The 20566-nt window shown below is 37.3% G+C and carries 20 protein-coding genes; 18 read left to right on the top strand and 2 right to left on the bottom strand.

The genetic code is table 11. The annotated features are described in order from the left end of the window. Positions 1-29 precede the first annotated feature (29 nt). The 4 genes from rplM (at position 30) to tsf (ending at position 2975) form a co-directional block, all read left to right on the top strand. Positions 30-485 (top strand): 50S ribosomal protein L13, encoded by a 456-nt coding sequence (rplM, locus tag SJY37_RS07380; RefSeq protein WP_013750176.1) that lies wholly within the window; start codon positions 30-32, stop codon positions 483-485. Next, the gene (gene rpsI, locus SJY37_RS07375; RefSeq protein ID WP_298330084.1) at positions 486-872 is read left to right on the top strand and encodes a 30S ribosomal protein S9; all 387 of its coding nucleotides are present in this window, start codon (positions 486-488) and stop codon (positions 870-872) included. Between the two features lie 209 nt (positions 873-1081). Beyond that, positions 1082-1918, top strand: coding sequence for a 30S ribosomal protein S2 (gene rpsB / locus SJY37_RS07370; RefSeq protein WP_298330086.1), 837 nt, complete (start codon positions 1082-1084; stop codon positions 1916-1918). A 91-nt stretch (positions 1919-2009) separates the two neighbouring features. Then, positions 2010-2975, top strand: a complete 966-nt coding sequence (gene tsf, locus SJY37_RS07365; RefSeq protein WP_298330088.1) for a translation elongation factor Ts — start codon at positions 2010-2012, stop codon at positions 2973-2975. 71 nt (positions 2976-3046) lie between these two features. On the opposite strand, the gene SJY37_RS07360 is transcribed toward tsf, so the two are convergent. Then, on the bottom strand, positions 3047-3559 hold the full coding sequence (locus SJY37_RS07360) for a hypothetical protein (protein ID WP_298330090.1): 513 nt from the start codon (positions 3557-3559) through the stop codon (positions 3047-3049). A gap of 282 nt (positions 3560-3841) precedes the next feature. Here SJY37_RS07360 and pyrH point away from each other — a divergent pair, with 282 nt between their 5' ends. The 13 genes from pyrH to SJY37_RS07295 all read left to right on the top strand — a co-directional run bounded on the left by pyrH (position 3842) and on the right by SJY37_RS07295 (position 19173). Continuing rightward, positions 3842-4546 (top strand): UMP kinase, encoded by a 705-nt coding sequence (gene pyrH / locus SJY37_RS07355; RefSeq protein WP_108877897.1) that lies wholly within the window; start codon positions 3842-3844, stop codon positions 4544-4546. Positions 4547-4598: 52 nt separating this feature from the next. Then, a complete protein-coding gene (gene frr, locus SJY37_RS07350) occupies positions 4599-5156 on the top strand; it encodes a ribosome recycling factor (protein ID WP_298330092.1) in 558 nt (185 codons plus the stop codon). Between the two features lie 77 nt (positions 5157-5233). Further along, on the top strand, positions 5234-7354 hold the full coding sequence (locus SJY37_RS07345) for a DUF5686 family protein (protein ID WP_298330094.1): 2121 nt from the start codon (positions 5234-5236) through the stop codon (positions 7352-7354). A 150-nt stretch (positions 7355-7504) separates the two neighbouring features. Continuing rightward, complete coding sequence (locus SJY37_RS07340; protein ID WP_298330096.1) at positions 7505-9913, top strand: RND family transporter; 2409 nt, start codon at positions 7505-7507, stop codon at positions 9911-9913. Positions 9914-9948: 35 nt separating this feature from the next. After that, the gene (locus SJY37_RS07335; RefSeq protein WP_298330097.1) at positions 9949-10494 is read left to right on the top strand and encodes a pyridoxamine 5'-phosphate oxidase family protein; all 546 of its coding nucleotides are present in this window, start codon (positions 9949-9951) and stop codon (positions 10492-10494) included. Between the two features lie 177 nt (positions 10495-10671). Beyond that, positions 10672-12114, top strand: coding sequence for an asparagine--tRNA ligase (gene asnS / locus SJY37_RS07330; RefSeq protein ID WP_013750189.1), 1443 nt, complete (start codon positions 10672-10674; stop codon positions 12112-12114). A gap of 1208 nt (positions 12115-13322) precedes the next feature. Beyond that, positions 13323-13844, top strand: coding sequence for a hypothetical protein (locus SJY37_RS07325; protein WP_298330098.1), 522 nt, complete (start codon positions 13323-13325; stop codon positions 13842-13844). An 843-nt stretch (positions 13845-14687) separates the two neighbouring features. Further along, positions 14688-15344, top strand: coding sequence for a hypothetical protein (locus tag SJY37_RS07320; RefSeq protein WP_298330099.1), 657 nt, complete (start codon positions 14688-14690; stop codon positions 15342-15344). A 16-nt stretch (positions 15345-15360) separates the two neighbouring features. Next, entirely contained in the window at positions 15361-16008 is a 648-nt protein-coding gene (locus SJY37_RS07315; protein ID WP_298330100.1) for a hypothetical protein, read from the top strand. A gap of 36 nt (positions 16009-16044) precedes the next feature. Then, positions 16045-16701 (top strand): hypothetical protein, encoded by a 657-nt coding sequence (locus SJY37_RS07310; RefSeq protein WP_298330101.1) that lies wholly within the window; start codon positions 16045-16047, stop codon positions 16699-16701. A gap of 273 nt (positions 16702-16974) precedes the next feature. Continuing rightward, positions 16975-17628, top strand: a complete 654-nt coding sequence (locus SJY37_RS07305) for a hypothetical protein (RefSeq protein ID WP_298330103.1) — start codon at positions 16975-16977, stop codon at positions 17626-17628. A 133-nt stretch (positions 17629-17761) separates the two neighbouring features. Continuing rightward, on the top strand, positions 17762-18547 hold the full coding sequence (locus SJY37_RS07300) for a sensor histidine kinase (protein ID WP_298330105.1): 786 nt from the start codon (positions 17762-17764) through the stop codon (positions 18545-18547). Continuing rightward, positions 18544-19173 carry a response regulator transcription factor gene (locus SJY37_RS07295; RefSeq protein WP_298330107.1) on the top strand — a complete coding sequence of 210 codons (630 nt, stop codon included), beginning with the start codon at positions 18544-18546 and terminating at the stop codon, positions 19171-19173. Before SJY37_RS07300 ends, SJY37_RS07295 begins: the two co-directional genes overlap by 4 nt. A 17-nt stretch (positions 19174-19190) precedes the next feature. Here SJY37_RS07295 and SJY37_RS07290 read toward each other — a convergent pair whose 3' ends face one another. Further along, positions 19191-19535: a DUF1801 domain-containing protein gene (locus SJY37_RS07290; RefSeq protein WP_298330108.1), complete on the bottom strand. Its 345-nt coding sequence runs from the start codon at positions 19533-19535 to the stop codon at positions 19191-19193. 37 nt (positions 19536-19572) lie between these two features. Between SJY37_RS07290 and SJY37_RS07285 the strand changes: the two genes are divergently transcribed. Beyond that, positions 19573-20553 carry a transglutaminase domain-containing protein gene (locus tag SJY37_RS07285; RefSeq protein WP_298330109.1) on the top strand — a complete coding sequence of 327 codons (981 nt, stop codon included), beginning with the start codon at positions 19573-19575 and terminating at the stop codon, positions 20551-20553. Positions 20554-20566: the final 13 nt, after the last annotated feature.

The following is a 20566-nucleotide window of genomic DNA, read 5'->3' as shown; positions in this document are numbered from 1 at the left end:
AATGGAATGTTTAATTAAAATTAATTAGTGTGGACGCATTAAGTTACAAAACAGTATCTGCAAACAAAGCTACCGTAAACAAGGAGTGGGTTTTGATAGATGCAGACGGACAAACGCTAGGTCGTATGTCTTCTATCGTAGCTAAGTTTTTACGCGGTAAGTACAAGCCAAGTTTTACACCTCACGTAGATTGTGGAGATAACGTTGTTATCATAAACGCTGCAAAGGTGCAATTATCAGGAAACAAGTGGACGGAAAAATCATATATCCGTCACACAGGTTATCCAGGTGGGCAACGTAGTCTTACAGCGAGAGAGCTTTACGATAAAGATCCTACACGTGTAGTAGAAGCTGCCGTGAAAGGGATGTTACCAAAAAACAAATTGGGGAGTGCTATCTTCCGTAACCTTAAAGTGTATGCAGGTGCAGAACACGATCAGGAAGCGCAGAAGCCTCGTGCCATTAACCTAAACGAAATTAAGTAAATGGAGACTTTACACAAAATCGGTCGTCGTAAGACCGCAGTAGCTCGTGTTTACCTTTCTGATGGAACAGGAAACATCACTATTAACAAAAAAGAACTGAACAACTACTTCCCTACAGGAACACTTCAGTACAAAGTAAACCAACCACTTGTTATGACTAACAACGAAGGTAACTTTGATATTAAAGTAAACGTTTACGGTGGTGGTATTACTGGTCAAGCTGAGGCAATCAGACTTGCTCTTTCTAGAGCAATGTGTGAACTAGACGCAGAAAATCGTCTTATCCTTAAGCCAGAAGGACTTCTTACTCGTGACCCAAGAATGGTGGAACGTAAGAAATTTGGTCAGAAGAAAGCACGTAAGAAATTCCAATTCTCTAAGCGTTAATATATCGCTATACTCGCAATGCCTTTTGGCTTTTTACGAGTATGAATTGAAACTGATTACTATCAAAATTTAAAAATTAATTGAAATGTTGTCGTTGCTTATTATGTTTTTGCGCAAGCAAAATCTTAGTAAGGTTAGTTTAGCATCTAAACTTCGTGAACTCGAAGTTGCTAATTTTAATGTCCAACGGAACGTAAACTATTACAAAAATGGCAAACAACATCGAAATAAAAGAATTGCTTGATGCAGGTGTACACTTTGGACACCTCACAAGAAGATGGGATCCTAACATGGCACCGTATATCTATATGGAGCGCAATGGGATACACATCATCAATCTTTATAAAACTGCAGCAAAGATAGAAGAGACTTGCGAGGCTCTTCAAAAGATTGCTGCTTCTGGTAGAAAAATACTTTTTGTAGCTACCAAAAAACAAGCTAAAGATATCGTAGCTGAAAAAGCTCGTAACGCAAACATGCCTTACATCACAGAAAGATGGCCTGGTGGAATGCTTACGAACTTTGTTACAATCCGTAAAGCGATTAAGAAAATGCAAACAATCGACCAGATGAAAAAAGATGGTCGTTTTGATACACTTTCAAAGAAAGAAAAATTACAAACAGACCGTTTACGTGCAAAACTTGATAAGAACTTAGGTTCTATTGCAGATATGACACGTCTTCCAGGAGCACTATTTGTAGTAGATATCAAGCGTGAGCATATCGCGATTAAAGAAGCTCAAAAATTAAACATTCCAATTTTTGCAATGGTGGATACTAACTCTGACCCACGTCAGGTTGATTATCTTATACCTGCAAATGATGATGCTTCTAAATCTATCGATAAAATCGTAGGTTTTGTTTCTGAAGCTGTTAGTGCTGGACTTGCAGATCGCAAAGCTGGTAAAGACGCAGAAAAAGAAGGTGATGATTCTCCAAAGGCTGAAAAGAAAGCTAAAAAGGCAGACGCTCCAAAGGCAGAAGCAAAAGCTCCTAAAGCTGAGGCTGCAAAAGCACCTGTAGCGGCTAGCGAAGAAGAAGAATAATAACTATTTGATAATACTTAAAAGTCGTCTACTTCTTTTCTTTGTTGAAAACGAATAGACGACTTTTTTCAATTTTAAAACCTTATATATCATGGCAAACATTACCGCCGCAGACGTAAAGAAATTAAGAGAAGCTACTGGAGCTGGAATGATGGACTGTAAAAAGGCCCTTGTTGAAGCAGAAGGTAACTTTGATGATGCAATCACTGTACTACGCAAAAAAGGACAGAAAGTTGCAGAAAAGAGAGCAGATAGAGATTCTTCTGAAGGTGTAGTTATTGCAAAAATTAATGCAGATAACACACGCGGAGTTGTTGTATCACTTAACTGTGAGACTGACTTTGTAACAAAGAATGATTCTTTTATTGAGCTAGCAAACAAAATGGGAGATATCGCATTAAGCGTAAACTCTAAAGAAGAAATGCTTGCTGCAGATTTTGACGGAATGACGGTTACAGAAAAGCTTATTGAGCAAACTGGTGTCATAGGTGAGAAAATCGAAATAGGAGGTTATGAGACATTAGAAGCTCCTTTTGTAGGTTCTTATGTACATGGTAACAAAATAGGTGCCCTAGTAGGTCTTAGCACTGCTACAGATAATGCTGAGGAGGTTGCAAAGAGCGTATCTATGCAAGTAGCATCTATGGGAGCAAATACGCTTTCTTACAAAGATTTTGACGCTGCATTTGTAGCATCAGAAACTGAGGCACGTATTGCTGCTATCGAAAAGGACAATATCGAGCTAGGCCGTCTTGGAAAAACTCTTAAGAACGTTCCTTCTTACATATCTATGTCACAACTTACTGAAGAAGTAATGGCACAAGCAGAGGCAGATATTAAAGAACAATTAAAAGCAGAAGGTAAGCCAGAGAAAATCTGGGATAACATTGTACCTGGTAAAGTAGCTCGTTTTGTTGCAGACAACACGACTCTTGATCACGAGCAAGCGTTACTTGACCAACGTTTTATTATGGATGAAAGCCAGAACGTAGCAGAATTTGTTGCTTCAAAAGGTGATGCATCTGTAGTAGCTTTTAAAAGAGTTTCTCTAGCATAATCGCTTTACAAACTTATTTATATTAAAAACGCCTCCATATGGAGGCGTTTTTTTTAGGTCTTTAAAGAAGACTACGAATTGTACTGATCCATTATCGGCACAGACACCTCTTTACTTCTACTTATGGCAATGCCATTAAGTTCATTAGTGAGTACAAACATTGCTTTGAGTTCAAGAGCATAGCCATCTTTTTCATCTCGCAATGCCTCAATGACCTTATTGCTTACAAGAAAATTACCTGGTCTAACGGAGCTCGGGTCTTTTTGTAATTGGAACTTAAAACGAGCGGTAACATTGCCATTACTTGCCTTATAACTCTTGCCTAGCTTGTTGTAAATCATATCATCCTCGTTAGAATAAGAGTCTTTTACTTGCTCAACGTCTAGTTGACAATGCAACTCATTAATGAGCGGCATCATAATATCTTCCTCTCCATCTACGTCGTAAACAAATCCTTGTACGTAGTAGATAACATCGAGTTGCTTATCTAGATTACTGAAAATAATATCTGTTTTAATCTCTATATCAATACCGCTTGACGCGTTACCAATAACTTTTAATAATGTAGCTCGTAGTTTTGCCATTGTATGTTGTTTTTATGATTACTACCCCAAAATTATAACGAGACACATACAATTCAATATCACTCCACCCTTAAAAAATAACGCTAAAACACTTATTACCAATGCCTTAAAACCCCTCTAAAATCCCATAAACACATTAAACATTCGGTCTTTATCAAGTTAATTGACCTTAAGAAGATCTCTGTTTTATAAAAGTCCGCTTTCGCGAAAGCGTGAAAAACCATTGCCACACATTTTTAAATCATTCTGTTTAAATAGTATATTTGCATAACTACACAGACTATGAAATATAAAAGAATATTACTTAAACTTTCTGGCGAGGCCTTAATGGGAGATCGCCAGTATGGGATAGATCCTAACCGTCTTGCAGAATATGCAGAGGACATTAAAGCAGTAACAGAAAAAGGTATTGAAGTGGCTATTGTTATAGGTGGCGGAAATATCTTTAGAGGTGTAGCGGGAGCTAGTAAAGGAATGGATCGCGTACAAAGTGATCACATGGGAATGCTGGCAACTGTAATAAACGGTCTTGCACTTCAAGACGCACTTGAACAAGCAAACGTAAAAACGAGATTACAAACAGCTATTAAAATTAATGAAGTAGCGGAGCCTTTTATACGCCGTAAAGCAATGGCACACCTTAATAAAGGACGTGTTGTTATCTTTGGTGGAGGAACGGGTAATCCTTACTTCACTACAGACTCTGCTGCGGTATTGAGAGCAATCGAGATAGAAGCAGATGTAATTTTAAAAGGAACGAGAGTAGATGGTATTTACAACTCAGACCCTGAGAAAAATACAGATGCTATTAAGTATGACCATATCTCTTTTGACGATGTGCTACGCAAAGGATTAAAAGTAATGGATACTACCGCTTTTACATTAAGTCAAGAAAATGAGTTGCCTATTATTGTTTTTGATATGAATACTCGTGGCAACTTGATGAAAGTGGTCTCAGGTGACGCTATAGGTACTACCGTAAATTAGGAAAAGAGAATTGGCTCAATTTTTGTAAACTTGCTATCATAATTATATTACCATGAACGAAGATTTAAAATTTATAATAGATTCTGCTAAGGAATCAATGGATGATGCTATTAATCACTTAGCAAAGAGATTAGTTACTATACGCGCTGGAAAAGCGAGCCCAGCAATGCTACAAGGGTTAATGGTAAACTACTATGGCAACCCTACTCCTTTGAGCCAAGTGGCAAATGTAAATACTCCAGATGGTCGTACTATTACTGTACAACCATGGGAGAAAAGTCTTATGCAAGAGATTGAAAAAGCTATTATAAATGCAAACCTAGGTTTTAACCCAATGAATAACGGGGAAAACATCATCATAAATGTACCGCCACTTACTGAGGAACGTCGTAAAGACCTTGTAAAGCAAGCTCGTGGAGAAGCTGAAGATGCAAAAATAGGGGTGCGTAATGATCGTAAGAATGCCAATAATGACATCAAGAAAGCAGAGGATGCTTCTGAAGATGAAAAGGCAAATGCAGAGGTTGATATCCAGAAACTTACTGACATTCACATCAAGAAAATAGAAGAGGTTCTTAGCAAGAAAGAAGCTGAGATCATGACTGTATAATACTACAGACGTTAAACAATTATAAAAAAGCGACCTCATGGTCGCTTTTTTGATACATTTACCCCTCAACCTACTCTATGCGTCAGTTCATAATTGTCTATCTCTTATTCATAAGTTTTACTGCGGTAGCTCAGAATGAGCCAGACGTGCAGGGCATTATTAATCAAGCAATTGACAATAAGGCAAAGAACGACCCGCGAGAGGTACTCGCTTCATACACATATGACGTTTATGAGAAAACGGTTATTACAGACAGCCTTAATGGAAGTACGCACAACTTCTTTTCTGAGAAAGTAAGCCAACTTCAATTTACAGAGCATCACCAGTTTTCGGAGAATATTATTGGATATCAGCTTGCTGGTTTTAAAAATCCGCGATATGAGGTTTTTGCTGTAAATGTGCAATCACGCTCATTTTATGATGATGATTTTGTGATTTTTAATAATCGCTATGCGGGAATTCTGTCTAAAAGAGGAATGCGCAATTATAATTACAGTGTTACTTCTAGCGCTGTAAATGGTGATTACCAAGTAAGTTTTAGCCCTAAAAAACCTAAGAAAATTCCTGGGCTTACTGGGACAATGACCTTAGATAAAAACACACTCGCTATAAAAGGCGTGCAAGTGCGTATTACAGATAAGCTTAACATTATTCTTAATCAAGAGTACACATACATAGAAGACGCAAACATTTATTTACCGCAGCAGCGAGAATTATTTCTAGATAAAGGAAGTGAAGATCGCAAGCTTTCTTTCTTTAAAGGGCGTATCTCTATAGGTACTATAGAAAACGAAGTGCTGGAAGATATGGTTACTCGTAAGTTTCTTGTAGCTACTACAAGAATGAGTAATTACAATGTGAACAAGGAGGTTACCATTCCAGATTCTAAGTATGCGATTACTTTTAAGGAAGGTGCAAGCGAGCAACCAGAATCGTTCTGGCAAAACTATCGTACAACCCCATTATCCAGCAAAGATGAACGCAGTTTCTCAGAACTAGAGCGCATCGTAAATGCCGAAAACATAGAACGTAGACTAGGGACTACTAATAATTTTAGTATTGGTTATTTTAGCTTTGACGCCTTTGATTTTGACCTTACATACCCTGTAAAATTTAATAATTATGAGGGTTTGAGACTTGGCCTTGGCGGAGTGACTAATGAGTCTTTCTCTAAGCGTTTCCGAATAGAAGGCTATGCTGCTTATGGATTTAAAGACCAAGATATCAAGTATGGTATAGGAGCTGGTTATCTTCTAGATCCAGACAAGGGAGCGTGGATTTCTGGAACGTACAACAGTGACCTAGAAGAAGTAGGTAATTATGCATACTTAACAGATCGCCGTGTATATTCCCTCTTTGAGCCACGCCTTGTAAACATCACCCAGTTTTATAAACACCGCACTACCCGTTTAAATCTAGAATACAGACTTACACCACAATTACTTTCTGAGTTGCAAATTGCTCATAGAAGACTAGATCAGACAACACCTTATCGCTATAATAACGATGGGAACATCATACGTAATTATGATATTTCTGAAGCAACAGCCTCTTTCCGCTGGAGTCCATCTAATAAATATTTAAAAACAGAAAATGATATTGTCCCTGTTTATGAGGGCTACCCTATAATTTCTGGTCAGGTATCTCAAGCTATTGATGGTCTAGGAGGGGATCTTGCATTTACAAAACTTGCCGCCAAAGTATTTTACAGAGTAGACAGACTCAACAAATCTGCTACGGAGTTTCTGGTAGAAGGAAATGTTGGTTTTGGAGATTTACCTATCACCCACCTATTCCACGCATTTCCTAATGCACCTACTAAGGAGACTATACTTCAGCGTTTTTCGGTGGCTGGGGTTAATAGTTTTGAGACTATGTTTTTTGGTGAATTCTTTTCAGACAAACTACTTACTGCTCAGGTAAAACATAGACTGGCGCCATTTAATATCTCTAAGAGCTTTAAACCAGAATTGGTTTTTATAAGCCGTTTTGCCATAGGAGATATAAGTAACCCAGAAGATCATCTCGACATTGGAGAATTTGGCTCGCTTAGTAAAGGATATACAGAAACTGGTTTTGAACTTAACAAGCTGCTTTTTGGTTTTGGAACGAGTCTCACCTACCGTTACGGAGCTTACCATTTACCTAACTGGGGAGATAACATTGCGTTTAAGTTTACATTCAATCTCAAACTGTAGTAAACCCATCGTAACCTCATTCAGTTTACTGAACCTAGGTTAATTTTTTACGCTTTCGCGAAAGCGTAACCCCTACCACCTACAAGCCTTTTTCAATTTGCCCGCATATCTGCATCCAAAAGAATATCTTTGCGGTGCTAAAACAAGTCAATGGCAAAATTTCTGAGTAAAGGTTTTTGGGAGTCTGTAGCGAGTTTAATACTACGCAATCGTCCTTTGATTCTCATTCTTATTGTGGGTTTCACCATTTTCTTAGGCTTTCAATGGCGCAATATGCGCTTTACCTATACAGAGGCAAACTTACTTCCTGACGACCATGAAGTAAATCTAGAATACCAGAATTTTAAAGATAAGTTTGGTGAAGAAGGAAACCTCATCGTGTTAGGAATACAAGACGAACGTCTCTTTACACCTGAAGTGCTCACCGCTTGGAATGACTTATCTGCCAAGATTGCAAAGGCAGATGCTGTTGCATTATCCCTTTCTCTTAAAGATCTCAAGATATTAGATAAACAAGAAAATCCGCAGCGATTTGATCTTGTTCCCTTCATGACAGATAGCACGCTCACTGCCGAAAGTGCTGCTAGTTATAGAAAATTACTTTTTGACGATTTACCATTTTATGAAAATCTGATATACAATAAAGAGACAGGTACCGTGCGTTCTGCGGTATATCTTAAGAAAGATTTAATCAACACTCCAGCGCGTTTAGATTTTGTAGTAAATGATCTTATGCCGGCTATCGCGACTTTTGAAAAAGACTACGATATCGATGTACGCACCAGTGGGATGCCATACATACGAACGCTCAATGCTCAAAATATTATTGATGAGATTGGCATTTTTGTAGGCGCTGCGTTACTAGTTACTTCTTTTATATTCTTCTTTTTCTTTAGATCATACAGAGCAACTTTTATCTCCATGATTACGGTAATCATAGGTGTGATGTGGGCTTTTGGATTTCTAGGATTACTAGGATATGAGATCACAGTACTTACAGCTATTATCCCGCCGCTTATTATTGTGATTGGGATTCCTAACTGTATTTTCTTGATTAATAAATACCAGCAAGAATATAAAAATCACGGTAACCAAGTAAAAGCATTACAGCGTGTTATTACCAAAGTAGGTAATGCGACCTTGATGACTAACATTACCACAGCTTCTGGGTTTGCAACTTTTATTCTTACTGAGAGTTCGCTACTAAGCGAGTTTGGTGTTGTCGCGAGTATTAATATCATCGCTATATTTTTACTTAGCTTACTTATCATTCCTATTATTTACAGTTACATGTCTCCTCCTAAGGAAAAGCACCTTAAACACCTAGGTAAAACTTGGATAGAAGGGTTTGTAAACTGGATGGAGCGCATGGTACGTACAAGACGTACTGCAATTTATGGATCAAGTGTATTACTTCTTGCACTGAGTATTGTAGGTATATATCAAATACGTATTTCTGGTTCACTCATAGAAGACATGCCTAAAAAAGCCGACTTCTATAAAGACATAAAGTTTTTTGAGGAAGAATTTGATGGTATAATGCCACTTGAGATTCTGATTGACACTAAGAAAAAACAAGGAGTCATGAAGCTTGCCACGCTTAAACGCATGGAGGAGCTAAGCGCTACTATAGAGGAGCAACCAGAACTCTCTGCTCCTATATCTATTGTAAATCTTGTAAAGTATGCAAAGCAAGCCTACTTTAATGGAAATCCTAAATACTACCAACTACCTACTAGCAACGAGCGTAATTTTATACTGCCCTATGCAAAGAGTTTTGACAATGATCAAAACCTCATGGGAGCCTACGTAGATAGTACGGGTCAATATGCCAGAATCACTACCTTCATGAAAGATGTAGGTACTGACAAGATGGAACGCGCTGAGGAAAACATTCAATTAAAAATAGACAAGCTCTTCCCTGAAGATCGCTATGAAGTTACCATGACAGGTACTGCACTCGTTTTTCAAAAAGGAACAGATTACCTTGTAATGAACCTTGTGATAAGTTTATCACTTGCCATCTTACTCATTGCATTATTTATGGCGTGGATGTTTAAGTCGCTACGTATGATTATAGTGTCTCTCATTCCCAACTTATTACCACTGCTAGTTACGGCGGGTATGATGGGCTTTATAGGCATCCCTATCAAGCCATCTACAATACTTGTATTTAGTATTGCCTTTGGTATTTCTGTAGATGATACAATTCACTTTCTAGCCAAATACCGTCAGGAGCTAAAAGCTAATAAATGGAAGATTAAAAAGTCTGTTTACGGTTCGCTCCGTGAGACGGGCGTAAGTATGTTTTACACCTCAATTGTGTTATTCTTTGGCTTCTCTGTGTTCATGATTAGTAGCTTTGGAGGAACTGTAGCACTAGGTGGTCTTGTAAGTGCAACTCTATTATTTGCAATGCTAGCTAACCTTTTACTATTACCGTCACTGTTGTTATCCCTAGAAAAAGAGATTGCAAATAAAGACACCTTTAAAGAACCTGCACTGCAAATTGTGGAACGTGAGGGTGATGAAGAAACTGCTGACAAAGAGCTTGAGTAACTAGGTATTCCCTTTGTATCTTTATACAAAAAGGTATGACAGATCAGTATTTTAAGAAAGCACAAGACGAGTTACAACTTGGCGTTAACAAAAAGGGACACCCGTTTAGGTACACCACTATGGGAACCGTAGATGTTTCTGGAGTTCCTGCGCTTAGAACAGTCGTACTAAGACAAGTTACAGACGATTTTAAACTGAGAATTTATACTGACAGTAGATCCAATAAAGTAGCTCAGTTACTACAGAATGATGTCACTAGCTTGCTCTTCTACCATCCTAAAAAATTGCTGCAGATTAAAGTTACAGGAAACGCGTCTATCATTACAGATTCCGTAGAGCTGCAACGCTATTACAGCGGCGTGCAGCCTTCATCAAAAAAAGATTACACTACTACTGATGCTCCTGGCGCAGAGATTTCAAACCCAGATGCAGTAGATTATCTTGAGAACACCCACTACTTTACTATTATTGAGATTGCACCTACACATTTAGAGTTTCTTCAGCTTAAGAGACCTAACCACATTAGAGCGAGTTTTACACTTGAAGATGGAACATGGAACGGGCAGTTCTTAAACCCTTAAGGGTACGCTTTCGCGAAAGCGTGAAAACCTTTTTTACACCTCAACTTGAGCACTGCTGCAAATCTCAATAAAGAGTAATGCGCCTTAGCGTATATTTCAGTCCATTTACCCCTTACCCTACCACAAAAATCTTTTATATTTGCCCTCTATCTAGAGAATTCATTTAAATAAGATACAATGACACATACGCCTATTATAGCGCTACTCGAAAGTGACAAAATTCATCAAGAATTTACGGTAAAAGGATGGGTAAGATCCTTCCGCGGAAACCAGTTTATCGCACTTAATGATGGTTCTACTATTAATAACCTTCAGTGTGTAGTCGATTTTGAAAATACAGACGAAGCACTTTTAAAGCGTATCACGACAGGTGCTGCCGTTGCCATCAAAGGAACCTTAGAAGAAAGTCAAGGTGGAGGGCAACGTATAGAAATAAAAGTAAAAGATATCCAGATTGAGGGCGATGCAGATCCTCAAGAATTAAAAAACACGATACTCTCTCCTAAGCGTCACACACTAGAAAAACTACGTGAGCAGGCACACTTAAGAGTTCGCACTAACACCTTTGGCGCTGTAATGCGTTTACGCTCAAAGTTATCGTTTGCCATACACGAGTATTTTAATAAAAACGGCTACTTCCATGCTCATACGCCTATCATTACCGGTAGTGATGCAGAGGGAGCTGGTGAGATGTTTCGCGTAAGCGCACTGGACCCAGAAAATCCGCCACGCACAGAAGATGGAAAGATTGATTATAGCAAAGACTTTTTTGGAAAAGAGACTAACCTTACGGTTTCTGGACAGCTAGAAGGAGAGACATATGCATTAGGACTTGGGAAGATTTATACCTTTGGACCAACCTTTAGAGCAGAAAATAGTAACACTTCTCGCCACCTTGCAGAGTTCTGGATGGTAGAACCAGAGATGGCTTTTTGTGATCTAGATGGTAACATGGATCTTGCCGAAGATTTTATCAAGTATGTAATTAACTACGCACTAGAAAACTGTCAAGATGATCTTGAGTTTCTAGAAAACAGATTAATTCAAGAAGATAAAAGTAAGCCAGAAGCAGATCGTGCGCCTATGCCACTGCGCGAGAAACTTAACTTTATAGTAGACAACAACTTTAAGCGTGTAAGCTATACGGAGGCAATTGACATCCTGCGCAATAGTAAGCCTAACAAGAAGAAAAAATTCAAATACCCAATTAATGAATGGGGAGCAGATTTACAGTCTGAGCATGAGCGCTACCTTGTAGAAAAGCACTTTAACTGCCCAGTAATCTTATTTGATTACCCAGCAAACATCAAGGCATTTTACATGCGTCTTAACGAAGATGGTAAGACCGTACGTGCGATGGATGTACTTTTTCCTGGAATAGGTGAGATGGTAGGAGGATCACAGCGTGAGGAGCGTCTAGATGTTCTTAAAGAAAAAATGGCTGCCTTAGATATCTCTGAGGAGGAGCTTTCTTGGTATCTAGACACTCGCAAGTTTGGAACGTGTACGCACAGTGGTTTTGGTCTTGGTTTTGAGCGCCTCGTGCTATTTGTAACGGGAATGACAAACATACGTGATGTAATACCTTACCCACGTTTTCCTGGTCACGCGGAGTTTTAATCCTCCCTAGCCCTCCAAAGGAGGGAACTCATGCCCTAGTATTAAATACCTGTTTTCGCTTTCGCGAAAATTTGAATATATCAACTATTTTAAATCCAATGTACTTAGGTATGTTGGATTTTTTTGTGGAACATCCTCAATTATGTGTGCTTACTCTTGCCTGCTTACTCAAGCGTGCTTACTCGCACGAAACATCCTCCCTAGCCCTCCTTCGAAGGAGGGGACTTAAATACATGATCCATTTCAGCTTTCGTCATCTCGACCTTGTGGAGAGATCTCATTATCTAGCTCAGAGAAGTTGCTTTGTTGGTGTTCTTACTCCTGCGTGCTTACTCTTGTGAAACATCCTCCCTAGCCCTCCTTCGAAGGAGGGGACTTGAGTTCAATTTCAGCTTCAGCTTTCGTCATCTTGACCTTAGGAGAGATCTCATTATCTAGATTGGAGAAGTTGCTACGTTGGGGTTCTTACTCTTGCGTGTTTACTCGTATGTGATTTCTCCACAGGGTCGAAATGACGAGGGTTTCATTTTCAGGTTCGGTTTCAAGTTCAAGTTCAAGTTCAGATTCAAGTTCTCAAATCCAACTGTTCTCACTCCTGCGTGCTTACTCTTGTGAAACATCCTCCCTAGCCCTCCTTCGAAGGAGGGGACTTGAGTTCAATTTCAGCTTCAGCTTTCGTCATCTTGACCTTAGGAGAGATCTCATTATCTAGATTGGAGAAGTTGCTATGTTGGGGTTCTTACTCGGGTGTGCTTACTCATATGCGAAACATCCTCCCTAGCCCTCCTTCGAAGGAGGGGACTTAAATTCAATTTCAGCTTCAGCTTTCGTCATCTTGACCTTAGGAGAGATCTCATTATTTGGCTTAGGGAAGTTGCTTACTAGTAGTTATTACTTGAGTGTGCTCAGCGTTATGTGATTTCTCCACAAGGTCGAAATGACAATGATTTCAATTTCAGCTTTAGGTTCGACTTGAACTTCGACTTCAAGTTCAAGTTCAAGTTAAAAAGGGCATATTAATCTTTAAATATTTGGTATTGTATCAATTACAATCATAAGTTGTATTTTGGTAGTGAAATAACAATCCAAACTATTTCTGGAATCAAATTATTAACGCGTGTTCTTTCTTTTTCAAATATTGCTTCACATTAGATTGTGATAAACAAGCTTAAGACTGTTAGGAAAGAATGCACCAACCGAATTAAACAATGGAAGACGTACCAGATAACATTATCTCTGTTGAAGAGGCAGATAGCCTTTACAGGACTTATGGTCAAAACAGAGCACCTTTTATAGAGGGTGGAGTAAATAAAATGTATGAAGATCTTGATAAGCCTTATGAAGCGACCAGATTTGTCACTGCAGATTATGAAAAGATGAAAGCATATATGGCTTTTATTGAGAAAGAATCCAAAGAAGCCGGGGTAACTCCAAAAGGGCTTCGTATTTATTTTGGTGCTACAAAACCTACAAAAGGGAAACCTGGCAGAGAAACTGTTTTTATAAATCCAGTCGCTGCCTTTAAAGGAGTTGATGGTAATATATCTTATGCGATTCATACTGACTTAGATGGTAACAAACAAGTAATCACGGTAGGTGATGTGATAGATGGAAAAATACCTAAGCCTTCTGACACAAAATCACTTAATGGTGGTATCCAAAGTCTCGCTGGTGATGACTGGGAATATCCACCACCGCCGAGACAAAATGATCCTAACGATTATCATTAATAAAAATGTATTAAAATAATGAATACGATACGCATATTGATTCATACAATAGAGCTAGTAGCGGCATTGTGTTCATTATTTACTCTTGGGAAATATAAATCGACACCTCTCAAATATTTTTGTGTGTACTTATGGTATGTAGTATTGCACGAAGCTGTAGCATATTTCTTACTTAGAGAAGGTATTATAAGATTTCAACTCACTAACCTCTATGGATTCATCACTACATTTTTTGTGGTATGGATGAGTTACAAATACATTAAGATTAAAAAATTCAAGAATACAACTCTCATACTTTCTGGTATAGCGCTATTAATTTTTCTTGTAGAACTAATATTTAAAGGCTTCAAGGAAGTTCTTTCTGTCTCTAAAACTACCGGCTATCTAATAGCTCTAATAAGTTTATTTCTTTATATAATAGGACTCTTTAAAACAAATAGCTTATACAATCCCCTTAGGGAATTGTATACATATTTTTTATTAGGTTTTACCTTGTTTTTAATCTCAACGCCCGTAATATTATTAGCAAGAAATATGTATATAAATAATATTGAGATGAGTATTAAACTTTCATACATAATGGGGTTCATAGTTTTTTTAATGTACACCATCTTCTCCTTTGGCTTTATCTATTCTAAAAAAGCATCTGATCTGGGTTAAAAGAGAACTAGATTGCTTGCTTTATTTATGCTACAACATGCTCTACTAATTATAGCGTTAGCACTGATTTCCCATAAAGGGACATTTACCCCTACCCCATGAGTAGTAGGGATAGTATACTTGTATTTCCCTAGCTTGGTTAACGTTTTATTTACATTAATACTAACCAAAATTCTAATACACATGAAAACATGTAAATTTCTAACCTTCCTTTTATTGGGCGGATTCTTAATGCTAAGCTGCGGCGGTGACCCCAAGGGCACACCTCACACAGATGATCACGATGAAGAACCTCTGGCTGCTCCTAACACCATAATTTCATTGCAAGAAGCAGAAGATATGTACCACAGGTACGGTAACCAACGAGTACCGCTTATAGAAAAATCAGTAAACATTGATAAAGATGGTGACTCTATCAAGCCGGATGATGAACGTTACGTTCAGGCAACTCGCGCATTATCTATGGACTATAAAGACCTTAAGGCATATCTGGCTTTTATTGAACAACAATCTAAATCTACAAAAACAGATATCTCAGGATTACGTATATATTTTTCTCAATATGAAAAAGGTAAAAATGACAATAGAGCGACCGTCTTTTTAAACCCTATAATGGAGGCAGGACAGAAAGGAGACATAAGAGATGATGTCGCTTTTGCAATTAAAACAGATGGCAATAAAAGTACAGCTGTACCAGTAGGGAAACTTATCAAAATTCCATCTGAAAAATCTAATAGAGCAGACTTAACAATGCCCATACAGAATGGCGTACAGAGTTTAGCGGGGAATAGTTTCCCTTGGAATCCACCACCAAAAAATGATCCAGATGATTTTCAATAAAACTAAGCCGTTTTAAATGTATGAAGAATTTAAAATAGCAGGTATTGCATCTGAGTTTATTGCAGCAATATTTGCTTCTATATACTTTTACAAGTATCAGAACTCAAAACTCAAATTGCTACTAATTATAATGTGGTACATACCTATTAATGAGGTATTAGGTCAGTACTTATTTGCAAGAACTGAAACTGGATACCTACTTTACAATTTGTATCGCATTATAGTACCTGCAAGTTTTGTATATCTGATTGGCACACAAATTTCAGATTCATTGAGAAAGAAAATTGTATTTGCACTTTCTGCTTTTTGTTTTCTCACTTTTTTGATAAGTATCTATTTTTCAAACCCACTTAAACAATTCTCGAAAACTACTTTCACCATTTTTACAATTGCTGTGTTAATTTCATTATTAATCTATTTCATAGAGTTATTAAAATCTGACAAAGTATTAAATATGAGTAAAAATTTATTTCTATGGATTGCTCTCGGTTTTCTAATATTTTTTATTTCATTCCCTGTAATCTTACTCGCAAGAGAGTTTGTAAGTGACGGAGATAAAATACATAGATCGTTAAATTATATTCAATTTACAGTGGCCATTTTATCATACCTCACTATTGCCTTTGGCTTCTATTATGGAAATAAGATAGAAATGGACAAGTAAAACAGTCATACTGAAAAACAACACACTGTACACCCTGTGGACTACCTAATATACATAGTGCTATTATTTGAGTTTGCTGCCGCAATCTCTGCCACTGTATATTATAAAAAGTACAAGTCAACCCCTTTAAAGTGGATGCTACCGCTTCTATGGTATATCGCAATCAATGAGTTTGCTTGTCACATACTACTAGCACCCTATAGGTTTGAGATACTTTATAATTTTTACGAGGTTATCGTTTGTTTAGGCTTATTAATAATCACAAGATTGCATTTATCACATCATATACGCATCGCTATAGCAAATGTATTAATCGTAATAAGCGCTATCGCATTTACTATTACTGCGATTACTCAAGACCCTTTTAAAGACTGGCCTGTGTTCTCATTTACGTTATCTACCATTTTAATCATTATAGCACTCACACTATACCTAGTAGAGCAATTAAGAAGTAATAAAATTGTACGATATACTCGAGATATATTTTTGTGGGTAAGTATTGGTTTTTTAATATTCCACATTTCATATCCCGTGATAATGTTTTCGAGATACTTCCTTGTTACGGATAGTGTTTTTCTATATGAGGCGATTTTTCTTATTCAATTCATTGCAGTAATTGCGTGTTATGGCACGATTGCATTTGGTTTTTATAGAGGAGTACATTCAGCAACTTTAATAAGGCGCATCTTATGATTAAGGAAGAAGTTCTTGTCATATGGCTGGTCTGCGTGACCATTTTGTTTCTACTATTTTTAGTAGCGACTTTGTTTTGTGCGATTGCGCTGTATTATCGTTTTGATAATAAGCCGCGATTGCCGTAAATACAGTTTTTCTTATTTTGATATGAAATTTTAGTGTTGAGTACGCTTTCGCGAAAGCGTAATACAGCGCTCCACGAGTAAAAATCTTACAAAATCCATCTTTATAATTTATTACCTTTCAGCACTAACTTAAAGAAACCCCTACTTGAGTACTCTAATGTATATCTCAGAAATTATAGTGGCACTTGTGGCAACTATCTTCTTTTCTAAGTACAAACACCTCCCTATAAAAACCATACTGTATATTCTCTGGATAGCGGTCATCACAGAAAGTATGGCTAAAATATACTCATACTACTACCACAATAATCACTGGGCATATAACCTTTATGCATTCTTATTCTACATCTTGTTTTATAAGATGGTGTATGATCATATAGAAAATACGACTAGAAAACGTATTGTAACATGGTTATCTACAGCGATGATCATAGCCATTATTATTAGAGCTTTTACAGTGCCTGTGGTCACGCACTATATGAGTATTATCTATAATATTGCCATGATCTTATTGGTCGTTTTACTTATGTATTATGCCATAGACCGTCTTAAGAGCGATGCACCTCTTAGGCTTAAAAACCAACTCGAACTTTTTGTATTTGCTGGATACTTATTATTTGGTATCACCTTTATACCATTAGCTCCATTTATGGTAGGCCAGATGGATTTTCAGTATTCAAAAGAATTATTGAACACCTTACGAGCAATCCAGACATTTTCTCTCGTAGTAACTAATATCATTTTAGTGTTTGGGTTTATATGGACAGACCCTAAAAAATTAAGTACTTACGAAATGTAGGTGTTTATAGTAAGCTTTCGCGAAAGCGTATTTCTAAAACCATCACACATTGACTTTGGGGTAAATGCCCTATGGGTAATCAATATCAAAATAAGTACCTTCAACATTCATTATAATTACTCCAATCCAAACTATGCTTCTTATCCAAAATCAAGATAATGGCACCCTGTTTATAGTCTTAGTGGCTATTACCATATTACTATTGCTACTAGTTGTTGTAGTGGTGCTCTTCTCTGTATTTATGAAACGTAAGAACACCTTACTCTTAGAACAGGAGCACACAAAGAAAAAGTTTGAAAAAGAAATTGCAGAGACGCAGATAGAAATACGTGAAGAGACACTACGCAATATAAGCTGGGAGCTCCATGATAACATAGGCCAGTTACTTACCCTTGCCAAAATACAAACCCAAAATTGTGGTGGCAGTCAGCAAGATCTTGACGAGGCAGCAGCCACTATAGGCAAAGGACTTACAGAAATAAGAACGCTCTCTAAGCTCATAAATCCAGAGGCACTCAAAAATATGTCACTACCGGAAGCCTTAAACTTAGAGCTAGAACGCTTTAACAGAATGGCGTATCTAAAACCATCTCTCAAAATTACAGGAACCCCTATTACTATAGATAAAAAGATTGAGACCATCATCTTTAGAATCTTACAAGAGTTTTTTACAAACACCATCAAGCACTCTAAAGCAACTAACCTTGACGTTAACCTACTCTATAAATCTGACACACTACATGTTACTGTAAAAGACAATGGCGTAGGCTTTGACTACCATCAAGCAAGAGCAAAAAACGGTATAGGACTCACTAATATTGAGACCCGTACAAAGCTTATAGGAGCTACAGTAGACTACAAATCAAACGTAGGCGAGGGAACAACGCTATCGCTTACTTACAAACCACAACCACTATGAAAACTATCGTTATTGTAGATGACCATACCTTATTAAGCCAAGCTATAAGCGGCCTAGTAAATTCTTTCGACAATTTTGAAGTCCTTTACACTTGTAAAAATGGGCAAGAACTTCTTGACAACCTTCGTTTTGAAAATAAGCGCCCAGACATCATCTTGATGGATGTAAACATGCCTATTATGGATGGTATAGAAGCTACCGCACAGGTAAAAGAGCTCTACCCTACTATTCTCATACTCGCACTCTCTGTAGAGGAGGATGACCACACTATCTTACAAATGATACGCGCTGGCGCAAAAGGATATTTACTTAAAGACACAGAAAAAAGGACACTTGAAAATGCTCTCAACGAACTTGCTCTAAACGGTTATTATCACACAAATACGGTAAGTCAGCTACTTGTAAAAAGCCTAAATGGCAACAACAAAGATGCATTGCGAGATCGAGAGATCGAATTTATAAAACATGCCTGTACAGAGATGACTTATAATGAGATTGCAGATGTTATGTTTTTGAGTCCAAAAACTGTGCAAGGATATCGTGATAGCGTATTCTCAAAACTCAACTTAAAAAACAGGACAGGCTTGGTGATTTATGCACTTAAAAATGGGCTATTTAGACCCTAATAAGGTAAAAATATAGGTTAAGTTAATCTAGCAACTGCTTTGAGTACTTCCTCTAGCCTACGCACATCAATCTCCTCTTGTGAATGATATCTAAGCGAGCGTAATTGCTTGCGGCCTTCTCCAGCTATTAATACATCATCAAATCCCTGTACAAGTATCCCCTTAGGAAAACCTATATCTATAAATGTCTTTCTGAAATTTAAAAAGCAGAACATTTTACCGTTTAAGCTATAAAATGGTAAATGCCATTTATAACCCTCTTCTACCTCAGGAACGGTACGCTTAATCACTGCTTGCAACTCCATAAGCATAGAGCACCAAGGCTCTGGTTTAGCGAGGATGTATTCTTCGGCTGGGTTCATTGTTTTGTTTTATCTTTAATTTTTAAAACTAAAGATCTTGAAAATAAAACATTTAGCAATTATATTTCTCTTTTTCTCACTGTTTGCAAACGGTCAGACAATTGAAGAACTGGAGCTACAGGTAAATACTTATCCAAAAACACTAAATACCATTGAAGACATTGCTTATAGAATTCACAATGACTTCAACTCTAAAGAACTACAGGCAAGAGCTGTCTACACTTGGATTAGTAAAAATATTGCCTACGATTTAAGCAGATATTACAGCTTTAGATCTCCTCCATTGATGATCTATCGTTCATCAAAAGAACAAGCTAGACAATTAAGAAACTTAGAGGAGCAAAGAATCACTCAAGCTTTAAAAAACAGAAAGGGAATTTGCGATGATTATGCATCTTTATTTGTCGCCCTTTGCGAAAAATTAGAAATTCCCGCAAAAAAAATCCGTGGTTATACAAAACTAAACCCCAATTTTATTGGGGCAGATCCTGGCATGAAAGATCATGTATGGAACGCTGTATACTTGAATGAGGAGTGGCACTTGATAGATACTACGTGGGGAGCCGGTTATGAAGTTGAGTATAAAACGAAATGGGAATTTCATTTTTCAAATAAATTTTATAAAGCTCCTCCAGAGGTTTTTATTCAGCACCACTACCCTGGAAATCCAACTTGGCAATTACTTGAAAAACCAATATCAAAAAAAACATTTTTCTCAAAACCAGTATTTTACACCTACTACAGCTCATCAGATATTCATCTAGCTGATGATCACGAAGGTATTTTAACAGAATATAAAAATGACACTTATCTAATTTATTTTGATAAGCTCCCAAAAGGAAAGGAAATTTATTACCAAAATGCATCATTTAAATTTGCTAAAAAGCTTTTTATCCACAGAAAAAACAACAAATTGGTAGCAAAAGTTAAAGTCAAAAATCCCAGCCAACCTTTTCTTACACTCTTTACTGATAACAAAGCAATTGTAAATTTTAAATTAGAAAGGGCATCTCAATAAATATAGATGCTAT

Source organism: Dokdonia sp. R78006 (assembly GCF_042466145.1).
In the GTDB taxonomy this organism is placed as follows: domain Bacteria; phylum Bacteroidota; class Bacteroidia; order Flavobacteriales; family Flavobacteriaceae; genus Dokdonia.
Note: the sequence above shows the minus strand (reverse complement) of the source record. Positions and strands in the feature narration are given on the sequence as shown.